Below are 14390 nucleotides of genomic sequence, written 5' to 3'. Positions count from 1 at the left end.
GTATCTTGATTTCAAGTTACTTACAAACCCTTCAATAATTCTAAACTTTTATATAAATTTAAAGCATTTTTTGGTATAATTAGCTCTTTTATAAATATAAAACTTATTTAAATTAAGGGGACGATTTTGGAAAAAACACTTTCTATTATTAAACCTGATGCAGTAAAAAAAGGTGTTATTGGTCAAATTTTAACACGCTTTGAAAACAATGGTCTAAGAATAGCAGCAACAAAAAAAATACAGCTTTCAGAAAAAGAAGCGCAAGAATTTTATGCTGTACACAAAGACAGACCTTTTTTTAAAGATTTAGTTGAATTTATGATCAGCGGTCCGGTTGTGGTTTCTGTTTTAGAAGGCGAAAATGCAGTATTAAAAAACAGAGAATTAATGGGTGCTACAAATCCAAAAGAAGCAGCTCCTGGTACTATTAGAGCAGATTTTGCAGATAGTATTGATGCAAATGCAGTTCATGGAAGTGATAGCTTAGAAAATGCAAAAATTGAAATAGAATTTTTCTTTTCAAAAACTGAAATTTTATAATGAAAATTGCCTTTGCAAAACTTAGCTCTGTGGCTTATCCTTTTAAGCTAGATCTTGATAATATAGTTTTTGAAGGAACTATTACAAAAGTTAATCCAAAATTAGCAAAAATAAAAGCTAATTTCAAAGGATTTACTTATAGAAACTGTGATCGATGTGGCGATGAAATGGAGCTTGAAATCGATCAAAATATAGAGCTTTTTGCAAGCGATGGAATTTTTAAAGATGAAAATAATACTTTAAGTGATACTATGGAGTTTTTTGACTCTCATATAGATTTAATAGAACTTGCCACAAGTGAATTACAATCTTATTTAAGTGATTATTTTTATTGTAATAAATGTTTAAATTAATAAAGGAGTAAAAAATGGCAGTACCTAAGAGAAGAGTGAGTAAAACTCGTGCAGCAAAACGCAGAACTCATTATAAAGTTACCTTACCTATGCCTATAAAAGACAAAGATGGTAGCTATAAAATGCCTCACCGTGTAAATCCAGTAACCAAGGAATATTAATAACGATGACAAGCATTGCTATTGATGCAATGGGTGGTGATTTTGGGGAAAAACCTATTATAGAAGGTGTGATTCAGGCTTTAAAAGAGCGTGAATTTAAAGCTATCTTGGTAGGGGATCCTCAAAAACTAAAAACCTTGATTCCTCAAGAATTAAACTCATACATAGAATACGAAGAAGCTTTTGATGTGTTTGCTATGGATGAAAATTCCACAGATGCACTAAAAAGAAAAGATAGTACTATTTACAAAGCCATTGATTTAGTAAGAAATCAAAAAGCAAAAGCTGTTGTTTCTGCTGGGCATAGTGGAGCTACTATGAGTTTAGCTACATTAAGGCTTGGAAGATTAGCAAATATTGCTAGACCTGCAATTGCTACTTTAATGCCAAATATCCATTCAAGAACACTTGTACTAGATGTTGGAGCAAATGTTGATTGTAAAAGTGAGCATTTATTTCAATTTGCTATTATGGGTGAAGCCTATGCTAAAGAGATTTTAAAAATTGCCAAACCTAGAGTTGCTTTACTATCAAATGGCGAAGAAGAATGTAAGGGAAATGAGCTTACCAAAGAAACTCATCAACTCTTAAAGCAACTTCCAAATTTTGTCGGAAATGCCGAAGGTAGAGATATCTTTAATGGCACTATAGATGTATTAGTATGTGATGGATTTAATGGGAATATTTTACTTAAAACCGGCGAAGGTGTAGCAAGTGTTATTACAAAGCTTCTAAAACAAGAAATTCAAAAATCTTTTTTAGCAAAACTAGGCTATCTTTTAGCAAAACCAGCTTTTAATGAACTAAAAACTCATATTGACTATGAAGAATACGGTGGAGCTCCGCTTTTGGGTGTAAAAGAATGTGTCATTATAAGTCATGGAAAAAGTGGTCCAAAAGCTATAAAAAATGCTATTTTTCAAGCATTAAATTTCACACAATCAAATATAAATCAAACTATAGAAAAAGAACTTTCTAATTATGAAATCAACTAAAGCTTCCTTAAAAAGTATAGCTTCTTATATCCCTACAAAAACTCTGAGTAATTTTGACTTAGAAAAAATGGTTCAAACTAGTAATGAATGGATATTAAGAAGAACTGGTATAGAACAAAGACACATAGCAAATGATGATGAGAATACAAGCGATCTTGGTACTAAAGCAGCTATTAAAGCCATACAAAGAGCTAATTTAAATCCTCAAGATATAGATGCGATCATCGTAGCTACTTTAAGTCCTGATTATTTTACCATGCCATCAACTGCATGTAAAATCGCTCATAATTTGGGCTTAAAAAATATCACCGCTTTTGATATTTCTGCCGCATGCTCAGGATTTATTTATCTTTTAGAGCTTGCAAAATCTATGGTTGAAAGTAGTGCTAAAAAAAATGTATTAATCATAGGAGCTGAAAAAATTAGTTCTATTATGGATTATACTGATAGAAGCATTTGCGTGCTATTTGGTGATGGAGCTGGGGCTGGAGTTGTGTCATTAGATGATAATTTTCCTATTATAGATACTCATACTGCAAGTGATGGGGAATTCGGAGATTTATTAATGACTCAAAGAGCTCAAAAAAGTAGTATCTGCTCTCCACTTTCCATGCAAATGAAAGGAAATGAAGTATTTAAAATCGCAGTGAATACCCTAAGTAATGATGTTATTGAAATTCTTGCAAAAAACGATATAAAAAGCGAAGAAATTGATCTTTTTATACCTCATCAAGCTAATTTAAGAATTATCAAGGCCGTACAAGAAAAATTAAATTTTACAGATGAACAATGTGTAGTTACTGTTCAAAAATATGGCAATACCTCAGCCGCTTCAATTCCTATGGCAATGAATGATGCTTACGAACAAGGTCGTTTAAAACAAGGTTCTTTAATATTGCTTGATGCTTTTGGTGGTGGTTTCACTTGGGGTTCAGCATTACTTCGTTTTGGTGGAGAAAATAACAAATAAGTAAAAACTTATTTGTTATTAAAAGCTCCAATTTGATCTAACACTGACTTTCTAGTTTGATTATCTGAAGAATCTACGCGGATATAAAATTCAACTCTATTGTTTATTTCATCTTCTTTGTTTGCACTCAAAGGATAATTTTCACCAAAACTAACCACTATAAGTTGAGCTGGATTAATTCCTCTAGCAATTAAATAATCAGCCACAACTTGAGCTCTTTTACTTGCTAAATCAAAATTTCTTTTAGGATCTTTATCACTTGCATCAGTATAACCTCTAAGTTCTATTTGAGCTTGTTTTGGCATTCTTTTTAAAACTTCGCTAATACGTTTTAGAAAATCTTGCACATCAGCTGAATCAATTTGTGTACTACCCCTAGCAAATTCAACCCTTGCAGGCAAATTTAAAACGATATTATTTTCTCTTTGATCTAATGCTGCTTTTAATTTTTCTATATTTTCTTGTTGGGTGATACTTAATTTTTTAAGCTTTTCAAGCTCTTCAACATTTGCATTAGATGGTGCACTGTATTTATTATGCACTTCACTTTCTTTTTCTAAAGGATTTGAAGCAGTAAATTCAAAAATTTTAACAAATTCAGTTTTTAAAGCCTCAGTTTTAGCGGGGTTACTTTCAGAAATCGCCCAAAGAGCAATAAAAAGCGCCAAAAGCAAACTTAAAAAGTCTGCATAAGGCACAGCCCATTTTTCACCTGCTGGACATTCTGGACATTTATGTTTTTTTCCCATTTTTTAACTCTTACTTATCAAATTGAGAAATTCTAGGCTCACCTTGTCCAAGGTAATTAAACAATTTAGCCTCTAAATCTCTAGGGTTAGCTCCCTCTGCAATACTTACTATAGCATGCGAGATAACTATCCTTTCTTTGATTAGCTCATGAGCATTAGCTTTAATTTTATGTCCCCAAGGACCAAATAAAGCATAAGCACCAAAAATCCCAGTTACCGTTGCAGTAAATGCCCCTGCAATACCTGCTGCCATAGCTTGAGGATCATCTAAAAGTTGTAACGCAAGCATAAGCCCCATAACCGCACCAACAAGTCCCATAGTAGGACAAGTCTCACCAAAACGGATCCAGTATTCTGCCGTTTCTTTGTAATATTCTTCCATTTCTTCTATTTGGATTTCCATGCTTTCTTTAATCTCTTCCACACTCTTACCATCAACCATCATCATCATGGTTTCTTTTAAAAACTCATTATCAATTTCATTAGTTTTTGACTCTAAAGCCAAAAGTCCATCTCTTCTTGCTATGATAGAGTATTCTACAAGCTCAGCTATTCTCTGACTTAAATTTACCCCTGCACCTTTAAAGGCAAGTTTTAATTCTTTATAAGCTGCTTTAACAAATTTTTTATGAGTTGCTGTCATTGCACAAAATGCTGCAGTTGGAACCACGATCAAAAATGAACTTAAGTGCAAAACATGCAAAGGGTTACCACCCTCTAAAATATCCCCTACAGAAATACTAACAACAGCTAATACCATCCCAAGTATGGTTGAAAGATCCATTAGTTATTCTCCTTATTTTAATGCCCCCAATTTTTGGCAATACTTGATGAAGTTTTTAATTTAACTTTTAATTTTACAATATTTTCCATAATATCACTAGCATTTTTTGCAAATTCCTCACAAAGTTCATCTTTTACTTCAAAAATAAGCTCATCATGGATTTGTAAAATCAAGCGTTTGTTCTCATCTAAATCTTTTGCAATTTCTATCATTGCAAGTTTTATTATATCGGCAGCAGAGCCTTGAAGTGTAGAGTTAATACTCTCTCTTTCATACATTGCCACATACATAGGCTTTGCATTTTCAAAGTCAAAATAACGCTTACGACCTAGCAAAGTCTTTATAAAACCATTTTGCTTAGCTTCATTTTTTACCTTTTCAAAATAAGTTTTAATGCTAGTAAAATTCTCAAAATATTTTTCAATATATTCTTTAGCTAACTTTGCTTCTATTTTTAAATTTTGACTCAAAGTCTTATAACCCATACCATAAATAAGACCAAAATTTATGCTTTTAGCAATACTTCTTGTCTCATAATCACTACGGTTAAAAATCATAATAGCAGTTTTTGCATGAATATCCTCATTGTTTGAAAATGCTTCTAATAATTTCTCATCTTCACTAAAATGCGCTAGCATTCTAAGCTCAATTTGTGAATAATCAAGCGAGATAAAACTAAACCCTTCTTTTGCTACAAAACAAGATTTATAATCTTTAGCATATTGACCATGCGCAGGGATATTTTGCAAATTTGGATCTTTTGATGAAAGGCGTCCCGTGGCTGTTCCTGTTTGTAAAAAGCTTGAATAAATTCTTGAGTTTTCATCTTTTTTAGCTAATTTCAACAAAGGTTCACAATAAGTGGAAACTAATTTAGCAAGCTCTCTATAAGCTAAAATTTCTCTCACAATCGGATGTTCATCTAAAATAACATTTAAAACCTTTTCATCGGTAGAATACCCTGTTTTGCTTTTTTTACCACTTGGTAGCTTTAGTTTTTCAAATAAAATATCCCCTACTTGTTTAGGAGAATTAATATTAAATTTTTCACCCGCTAAATCATATATTTTTTCACTAAGTATTTTTATATCTTGATTAAAACTTTGCATTAAGTTTTCAAGCTTTTGAATGTCAAGTTTAATGCCATTATTTTCCATCATAATAAGCACTTTGATAAATTCAAACTCACTTTTTTGCGCAAGCTCAAACAAAGGCTTTTCTAAATTTTTTAAAAAATACAAATAAAATCTTAAAGTAATATAAGCATCTTCAGCAGCATATTTACAAGCTTTTTCTACATCCACTCCTGCAAAGCTTTCTCCTTTTTTTACCAAGTCTTCAAAATGCAAAGTCTCATAATCAAACAATCTTTTTGCCAAATCATCCATATTTACACGCAAACTTGGCTCTTTAAGCCATGCAAGTATCATAGTATCAGCATAGTTTTTTGGAGGAAGTAAATTAAAATTGTTTTTTATAATCTCAAAATCATATTTAAGATTATGACCTATAACCGTGCTTTGATAGATTTTCTCTATACCCTTTTTAGCCACTTGCATAGAAATTTGCTTACAAACTCCTAAATAATCATGCGCAAGTGGCACATAAAAGGCTTCACTTTCATGAAAACAAAAACTAAACCCTACTATCTTAGCTTCTTTGGTATCTAAGCCCGTAGTTTCAGTGTCAAAAGCAACAATGCTTTGATCATCAATTTTTTCTAAAATTTCAAATAATTCTTTTTCATCTAAAATTAATCTTGCATTAAATCCTAAATTTTTATCTTTATTAGTAGGATTAGTGCGTAGTTTTTTTAACAAAGCATTTAATTCATAATGCTCCAAAATATCCATAACCTTAAGCAAAGGCTCATCTTTTGGATACTCACAATTTAAAAGCATATCTTTTACATCTAAATCCTCATACAAAGAAGCAAGTTTTTTACTCAAAAAGGCATTTTCTTTGCCCTCAAGCAACAAATTACGACTTCTTTCATTACGCACTAGTGTTAAGTTTTCATAAATTCCCTCAATGCTTTCAAACTCATCAAGTAAATTTTTAGCTCCCTTAGCACCAATTCCTTTTACACCTGGGATATTATCTGAGCTATCTCCACATAGAGCTAAAAAATCTCTTATTTGGCTAGGTTTTACCCCATATTTTTCTAAACACCCTGCTTCATTATAATCATTTTTTGAAATAGGACTATAAATACTAACTTTATCATCTTTTATAAGTTGATACAAATCTTTATCTTGAGTGATAATTCTTATAAAAATATCCTTATTTTCACATTCTTTAACTAAAGATGCGATGATATCATCAGCCTCATATCCTTCGCAAGAAAAACTTGAAAAACCCATTTTTTCTATCATTTGAATGCAAATTGGAATTTGAGCTAATAAATCAGGTGGAGGTGGAGTGCGGTTGATTTTATAATTTGGATCAATTTCACTTCTAAAAGTTTTTCCTTTACTATCAAGAGCAAAAATAATCATATCACTAGGATGATCATTTTTCAAACTATAAATAAAATTAGCAAAACCGCTTATCATATTACTAGGTTCGCCTTTTGAATTTTTCAAACCCTTTAAAGCATAAAAAAGCCTAAAGAAAAAGCCAAAAGTATCAATTATGGTTAAAGTTTTCATTTTTTTCCTATATTAAAAAATAATAATAATTATCGCCCAAAATTATTTAAAAGTCGGTAAAAAGTATTAAATTTCCATTTTAAGCATTTTAGATAAAATTATCATTTTGAAATTTCAAATAAAGGTTTAATCTTGCAAACAAAATCAATCGCGGATGAAAATTTTCAAACTCCACAAGGAAAAAAGGCTTTTAAAAAGGCTGTGTTTTCATGTTGGCTAGGAACTGCCATGGAATATGCAGATTTTGCACTTTATGGCCTAGCTGCAGCTACTGTTTTTTCAGAAGTTTTCTTTCCTGAGCAAACTCCTGTTATAGCATTATTGCTTAGTTTTGTTACTTATGGTATAGGTTTTATTGCTAGACCTATTGGAGCTTTGTTTTTTGGATATTTAGGAGATAAATACGGAAGAAAAAATGTATTGATGAGTACCATTGCATTAATGGGCATTTCAACTACTTTAATTGGTTTTATACCAAGTTATGCAGTAATTGGAATTTGGGCTCCTATATGTTTGGTTATTTTGCGTTTTATGCAAGGCTTTGGTGCAGGTGCTGAGCTTTCAGGCGGGACTGTCATGCTTGGAGAATACGCTCCTAGTAAGCATAGAGGTTTAATCTCTTCTATCATCGCTCTTGGATCAAATAGTGGAACCTTACTTGCAGCTTTTGTATGGCTTTTAGTTACAAGCATGGATGATGATAGTTTTAAAGAATGGGGATGGAGAATTCCTTTTATAGGAAGTATCTTCATAGCACTTTTTGCTGTTTATATGCGTTTAAATGTAAAAGAAACTCCTGTTTTTGAAAAACAAAAAGAATTAATGCTAAAAATTCGTCATGAAAATGAAGTACATATGAAAAAAGATGAAAGAACTTTTTGGCAAAAAAGTCGCGCATTTTGGACTATGGTGGGTATAAGGATAGGAGAAAATGGGCCATCTTATCTTGCACAAGGCTTTATAGTAGGCTATGTAACTAAAATTTTACTTCTTGATAAATCAGTAGCCACAACTGCTGTTGTTATCGCTTCTTTGGTGGGATTTTTAGTTATACCTTTAGCAGGATATTTAAGTGATAAATTTGGAAGACGCATTACCTATAGAACCTTTTGCTTACTTTTAATGCTTTATGCCTTCCCTGCTTTTATGTTACTTGATAGTAAAAATGAAATTATCGTGATTTTAACTATCATCGTAGGTATGTCTTTGGCATCTTTAGGAATTTTTGGCGTGCAAGCTGCGTGGGGTGTGGAGCTTTTTGGAGCAAAAAATCGCTATACTAAAATGGCACTAGCAAAAGAATTTGGCTCTATACTTTCAGGAGGAACTGCTCCCATGATAGCTTCAGCTTTGCTTGCTTATTATGGCACTTGGTGGCCAATAGCCTTGTATTTTGTTATCACCGCAGGAATTGGTTTTATCACTACTTTCTTTGCACCAGAAACTAGAGGTAGAGATTTAAATTTAATAGAAGATGCGATATGATACGCCTTATTTTAGATACTGATATAGGCAATGGAATAGCAGGGGCTAATACCGATGATGGTTTAGCCCTTGGACTTATTTTAGCCTCCAAAGAAATCAAACTTGAGATGATTAGCACTTTAAGTGGTAATGTACAAGCTTTAACCGCTTATAGCGTTGCTAAAGATTTATTAAACAAGCTTGATCTAGATATACCTTTGTATTTAGGTGCCCATGAGGCTTTATGTGAAGATAGTCATTTTTGGAGACAAAGGCTAGATAAAAGCGTAGAAGAGTTTAAGCTTACTCATCTTTGGGATCATATAAAACCTATAAAAATCTTAGAAAACATAAGCCCAAATGCTTGTATGAAAATGGGTGAGCTTATTATGCAAAACCCAGGTGAAATTTCAATTTGCGCTATAGGACCTTTAACAAATATAGCCATAGCGATGAAGCTTTTTAAAGACTTTGATAAAAATGTGAAAGAAATTTTTATCATGGGTGGAAGTTTTGATATGCCTTATCATATCAAAGATACAAATTTTGGTTTTGATCCTGAAGCTGCTAGTATAGTTTTAAACTCAAGAGCTAAAATCACACTTGTTCCTTATAATGCAACAATGCAAACTATGCTCACACATGAAGATTTAAATGCTTTAGAAAATCAAAATCCTCTTTGTGATTTTTTAGTACAGACTTTAAGAGTTTGGATTGATTTTGCAAGCAAAACAAGAGGCACAAATGGCACATGGATACACGATGCATTAACTATTGCTTATATGCTTGATCCTAATTTAGCAAATTTTGATGAGTATTTAGTAGATGTCATTTGTGATAGTACTTTTGCTAGAGGAAGCACGATAAGGTGTTTTAAAGATGCTAAAATGCCTATGAAAAATCATGAATTAAAAAACACTATAAAAGTTTTAAAAGATATTGATAATGCTAGACTTTTAAATCTTTTAAAATCAAGACTTTTAAATGGAATTTGCTATGAAAATTACAAAAGCATAACGGCTTAATTTACCCAAGGCTATAAAAATACTTGCTTTTAAAAAAGAATACTTAGCAAATCCAAGTCCTAGCGCAAAAAGATCTCCCACTATGGGTAAAAAAGTAAAAAAAGCATACAAAGAGCCAAATTTTTTAAAGTTTGCATTGATTTTTTTTAATTTACGTAAAGAGTTTTTAAAATATTTTTCTAAAATTTGACTCTCTCCAAAATAAGCTAATGCATAAGTACTTAAACTACCCAAAGTATTCCCCAAACTTGCTATAAATAAAACCATATAAGCATTAAAATCTAATTTTACAAAAGCAAGCACAAAAGCTTCACTTGCCATAGGCAAAAGCGTGCTAGAGAGAAAACATACTACAAAAAGTCCTATATAACTTATGTCATTATATAAAAAATCAAACATTACAAATTTTCTTAGTATTTATTTTCTAAACTATCATTTTAAAGAATTTTTAATAATAATTATCTTAGAATGCAAGGTCATTTGGCAATTTTTTAAAAGGAAAAACTATGGAAAGGAAAAAATTTTCTAAACTAATTTTAGAATACTCATTTAACAAAGCTTCTTTTTCTTGGCGTTAAGCCTACTACTACATTTTCAATCATTTTTTATTTTACATTTTTAGTTTTAGTTGATCATTTTTGATTTTATATTATTAATCATTTTAAGGAAATACTATGAAAAAATATTATGGAAAATTTGGTGGGCAATTTGTACCAAATGAAGTAAAAATAGCATTAGATGAAGTAGAAAAAGCTTTTTTAAAACTCAAAAAAGGTAAAGATTTTAACACAGAATTAAAAGAACTCTTAGTTAATTATGTAGGAAGACCTACACCTTTATACCATGCTAAAAATTTAAGCAAGCTTTATAATCATGAAATTTATTTAAAAAGAGAAGACTTAACTCACACAGGAGCTCATAAGATCAACAATGCCATAGCTCAAGCCTTAATGGCAAAGAAAATGAATAAGAAAAAAATTATTGCAGAAACCGGAGCAGGACAACACGGGCTTGCAACCGCCACTGCAGCAGCACTTTTAGGACTTGAATGTGAGATATTTATGGGAGCTATTGATGTAAAAAGACAAGCCTTAAATGTCTATAAAATGGAGCTTTTAGGAGCAAAAGTTCATGCGGTAGAAAGTGGAAGTAAAACTTTAAGTGATGCGGTGGATGAGGCTTTAAATTTTTGGATTAAAAATACCAAAGAAGTATTTTATGTAGTAGGAAGTGCAGTAGGACCTTATCCTTATCCGCAAATTGTTACGCATTTTCAAAGCATTATAGGTAAAGAATGCAAAATGCAACTTAGAAAATTAAATAAAAAAGTAGATTACATTATAGCAGCAGCTGGAGGTGGTAGCAATGCTGCTGGAATTTTTCATGCATTTTTAAAAGATGAAAAAGTTAAACTCATAGGCGTTGAAGCAGCAGGTTTAGGCAAAGATACACCTTATCATGCAGCTACACTTACTAAAGGTAAAGAAGGTATTATCCATGGTATGAAAACTAAGGTTTTACAAGATGATAAAGGCAATATTGCTCATACTTTTAGCATCTCTGCTGGGCTTGATTACCCTGGCATAGGTCCTTTGCACGCATATTTACAAGAAAGTAAAAGAGCAAGTTATCATGCTATTAGCGATGATGAGTGTATTAATGCTTTAAAATTATTATGTAAAGAAGAAGGTATTATACCCGCTATTGAAAGCTCACATGCATTAGCTTATCTAGAAAAACTTTGCCCTGCTTTAAAGAAAAAAAGTGTGATAGTTGTAAATCTTTCAGGAAGAGGCGATAAAGATATGCAAAGTATTTATGAGTATAAAAAAGGTGAAATTTATGGTTGAAGGATAACTTCAACCAATTTATTTTTTTGTGCTTTTTAGCTCTAAATTTAGATAATACCCCGTATAAGAACCACTTTTTTCATGATTCTTAGCAAGCTCTTCAACGCTACCTTTAGCTATAACCTTACCACCTTTAACTCCACCCTCAGGTCCCATATCGATGATATAATCAGCATTTTTAATCACATCTAAATTATGCTCTATCACAAACACACTATTTCCAAGATCGACTAAATGTTGCAAAACCAAAATAAGTTTATTAACATCTTCAAAATGAAGTCCTGTTGTAGGCTCATCTAAAATATAAAGAGTTTTTCCTGTATCGCTTCTGCTTAATTCTTTAGCTAGTTTAATACGCTGAGCCTCCCCACCACTTAAAGTAGTTGCATTTTGTCCCAAGGTAAGATAACCAAGCCCAACTTTTACCAATGTATCCAGTTTTTGTTTTATTTTTGGTACAGAAGTAAAAAACTCGCTTGCTTCAATAATACTCATATTTAAAACATCAGCTATGCTTTTACCTTTATATTTAATCTCTAAAGTTGCATCATTATATCTTTTACCATTACAAACATCACAAGTTACCATCACATCAGGCAAAAAGTGCATTTCTATTTTAATTTCACCATCTCCACTACACTTTTCACATCTTCCACCTTTAACATTAAAAGAAAAACGCCCTGCTTTATATCCTCGCATTTTAGCTTCTTTGGTAGCTGCAAAAAGATTACGAATTTCATCCATAGCACCTGTGTAAGTAGCAGGATTTGAACGTGGAGTCCTTCCTATAGGACTTTGATCAAGATAAATCACCTTATCAAGTTTTTCTAAACCTTCTATTTTAGCCCCACTTAGTTTTTTAACTTTTTTAGCGCGGTTAAGCTCTTCTTTTGCAAATGGAAGTAAAGTTTGCAAGACTAGTGAGCTTTTACCACTTCCTGAAACACCTGTAATTGCTACAAGATTGCGTAATGGAAAATCTACACTTAAATTTTGAATATTATTAATGCTCACATCTTTTAAACTAATAAAATCTTTTTGTTCTCTATTTTTTTGATGAGCAATTTGCTTTTTGCCACTCATATAAAGGGCAGTTTGGCTTTTGCTTTTTAACAATTCTTTATAAGTTCCACTAAATACAACCTCACCACCAAATTTACCAGCATTTGGACCAATATCTACGATAAAATCTGCCTCTTCTATAGTCATTTTATCATGCTCAACTACGATTAAAGTATTACCCTTTTGCTGAAGATTTCTTAAAGTTTTAATGAGTTTTGCTGTATCTCGTTCATGTAAACCAATGCTAGGCTCATCTAAAACATACATCACTCCACTTAAACCACTACCAATTTGAGATGCTATACGAATTCTTTGAGCCTCACCCCCGCTAATGGTTCTTGCATCACGCCCTAAAGATAAATACCCAAGTCCTACATCATAAAGAAAAAACAATCTTTCATTAATTTCTTTAAAAATAGGCTTAGCTATCAATCTTTCTTGTTCACTTAAATACGCAAAATTAGCTTCTTTTGAAAAAAATGCAGTGGTATTTTCTATGCTCATATCTAAAATTTCACCCAAATTTTTCTCAGCTACTTTTACAGCTAAACTTTCAGCTCTTAAACGATGACCATTGCAATCTTTGCAAGTTTTTTCACTCATATACTCGCTTAAATCTTTTTCATCTTTTAACATTTCATAGGCATATTTAACAGCACCTTCAAATTTACGACTTAAGCGATGTCTTTTCCATAAAAAGTTAATTTCCTTAGCATTACCATAAAGCACTAGACGCTTTTCTTCTTCACTTAACTCATTATATGGAATTTTTACCCTGATATCATTTTGCTCACAAAAGGCCATTAAAAACTTATAATAATAACTTTTATTAAACCCATATAAAAGCTTTATAGCTCCTGCTTCTAAGCTTAATTCCTCATTGATAAGTTTTTTCATATCTAGCGTATATCTTATACCAAGACCATCACAACTTGGACAAGCGCCTTTTGGAGAATTAAAAGAAAAACTCAAAGGCTCAAGCAAAGGAAAAGAAATTTTACAATCAAAACAAGCATTATGCTCACTATAATGAAAATGTTTTGCTATGTTTAATTCTTCATTATTTAAAACTTCAATTTCCACTTCACCAAAGCTCTCACTAAGACCTTTTTCTATATCGCTTGCAAGTCTTGCTAGCATATCATCTTGCACTTGGAGTCTATCTATTACAAGTTTTATTGTATGTTTTTTGGTTTTAGCAAGCTCAATATCCTCATCAAGACGCGTTAAAACCCCATCAATTTGTGCTCTAACATAACCTTTTGCGACTAAATTTTCCAAAAGATCTGCAAAAGTTCCTTTTTTTTCTTTAATCAACGGCGCATAAATGATGATTTTAGCTCCTTTTGGAAGCTTTAAGATTTCACCTACGATATCTGCTGCACTCATAGATGAGATTTTTTGGCCACATTGATGACAATGTTGTGAGCCAATCCTTGCATATAAAAGTCTTAGATAATCATAAATTTCAGTTATAGTCCCAACAGTTGATCGAGGATTTTTAGAAGTTGTTTTTTGATCAATAGCAATAGCAGGAGTTAAACCTTCTATTTTATCAACATTTGGTTTACCAACTTTATCTAAAAACTGCCTTGCATAAGCACTTAAACTTTCAATATAGCGACGTTGTCCTTCTGCATAAAGCGTACCAAAAGCTAAAGTTGATTTACCACTTCCACTAAGTCCTGTAAAAACTATAAGCTTATTTTTAGGAATTTCTAGGTTGATATTTTTAAGATTATTCTCTTTAGCACCAATGATACTTATTTTGTCATTATTCATAAAA

At 31.8% G+C, this 14390-nt stretch carries 13 protein-coding genes; 8 read left to right on the top strand and 5 right to left on the bottom strand.

Going from position 1 to position 14390, the window contains the following annotated elements:
- The first annotated feature begins 126 nt into the window (after positions 1–126).
- The 5 genes from ndk to L8V79_RS02340 are packed head-to-tail and all read left to right on the top strand — an operon-like array spanning position 127 to position 3019.
- Positions 127–540 (top strand): nucleoside-diphosphate kinase, encoded by a 414-nt coding sequence (ndk, locus tag L8V79_RS02360; protein ID WP_173786824.1) that lies wholly within the window; start codon positions 127–129, stop codon positions 538–540.
- Complete coding sequence (locus L8V79_RS02355; RefSeq protein WP_173786823.1) at positions 540–893, top strand: hypothetical protein; 354 nt, start codon at positions 540–542, stop codon at positions 891–893. Before ndk ends, L8V79_RS02355 begins: the two co-directional genes overlap by 1 nt.
- A gap of 14 nt (positions 894–907) precedes the next feature.
- Positions 908–1054: a 50S ribosomal protein L32 gene (gene rpmF / locus L8V79_RS02350; protein ID WP_012662034.1), complete on the top strand. Its 147-nt coding sequence runs from the start codon at positions 908–910 to the stop codon at positions 1052–1054.
- Positions 1055–1059: 5 nt separating this feature from the next.
- Positions 1060–2049: a phosphate acyltransferase PlsX gene (plsX, locus tag L8V79_RS02345; protein ID WP_263663938.1), complete on the top strand. Its 990-nt coding sequence runs from the start codon at positions 1060–1062 to the stop codon at positions 2047–2049.
- Positions 2036–3019: a beta-ketoacyl-ACP synthase III gene (locus L8V79_RS02340; RefSeq protein WP_263702348.1), complete on the top strand. Its 984-nt coding sequence runs from the start codon at positions 2036–2038 to the stop codon at positions 3017–3019. The genes plsX and L8V79_RS02340 overlap by 14 nt, the downstream gene beginning before the upstream one ends.
- Positions 3020–3027: 8 nt before the next feature.
- Here the strand turns inward: L8V79_RS02340 and motB are convergent, their stop codons facing one another.
- Genes motB through polA form a run of 3 tightly spaced genes read right to left on the bottom strand, consistent with a single transcriptional unit; the run spans position 3028 to position 7203 of the window.
- Positions 3028–3768, bottom strand: coding sequence for a flagellar motor protein MotB (gene motB / locus L8V79_RS02335; protein WP_263679464.1), 741 nt, complete (start codon positions 3766–3768; stop codon positions 3028–3030).
- Positions 3769–3778: 10 nt separating this feature from the next.
- Entirely contained in the window at positions 3779–4552 is a 774-nt protein-coding gene (gene motA, locus L8V79_RS02330; protein ID WP_039619177.1) for a flagellar motor stator protein MotA, read from the bottom strand.
- A gap of 17 nt (positions 4553–4569) precedes the next feature.
- Positions 4570–7203 carry a DNA polymerase I gene (polA, locus tag L8V79_RS02325; protein ID WP_263702347.1) on the bottom strand — a complete coding sequence of 878 codons (2634 nt, stop codon included), beginning with the start codon at positions 7201–7203 and terminating at the stop codon, positions 4570–4572.
- A gap of 132 nt (positions 7204–7335) precedes the next feature.
- On the opposite strand from polA, the gene L8V79_RS02320 reads away from it, so the two are divergent.
- A complete protein-coding gene (locus L8V79_RS02320; protein ID WP_263702346.1) occupies positions 7336–8688 on the top strand; it encodes an MFS transporter in 1353 nt (450 codons plus the stop codon).
- Positions 8688–9692 (top strand): nucleoside hydrolase, encoded by a 1005-nt coding sequence (locus L8V79_RS02315; RefSeq protein ID WP_263702371.1) that lies wholly within the window; start codon positions 8688–8690, stop codon positions 9690–9692. The genes L8V79_RS02320 and L8V79_RS02315 overlap by 1 nt, the downstream gene beginning before the upstream one ends.
- On the opposite strand, the gene L8V79_RS02310 is transcribed toward L8V79_RS02315, so the two are convergent.
- On the bottom strand, positions 9648–10091 hold the full coding sequence (locus L8V79_RS02310) for a YqaA family protein (RefSeq protein WP_263702345.1): 444 nt from the start codon (positions 10089–10091) through the stop codon (positions 9648–9650). The genes L8V79_RS02315 and L8V79_RS02310 overlap by 45 nt on opposite strands.
- A 275-nt stretch (positions 10092–10366) precedes the next feature.
- Here L8V79_RS02310 and trpB point away from each other — a divergent pair, with 275 nt between their 5' ends.
- A complete protein-coding gene (gene trpB / locus L8V79_RS02305; protein WP_263702344.1) occupies positions 10367–11542 on the top strand; it encodes a tryptophan synthase subunit beta in 1176 nt (391 codons plus the stop codon).
- Positions 11543–11560: 18 nt separating this feature from the next.
- Here trpB and uvrA read toward each other — a convergent pair whose 3' ends face one another.
- Positions 11561–14386 (bottom strand): excinuclease ABC subunit UvrA, encoded by a 2826-nt coding sequence (uvrA, locus tag L8V79_RS02300; protein ID WP_263702343.1) that lies wholly within the window; start codon positions 14384–14386, stop codon positions 11561–11563.
- Between the last annotated feature and the right edge of the window lie 4 nt (positions 14387–14390).

Source organism: Campylobacter sp. IFREMER_LSEM_CL2194 (assembly GCF_025771685.1).
In the GTDB taxonomy this organism is placed as follows: Bacteria; Campylobacterota; Campylobacteria; order Campylobacterales; family Campylobacteraceae; genus Campylobacter_D.
This window is presented reverse-complemented; position numbering and strand designations above follow the sequence as displayed.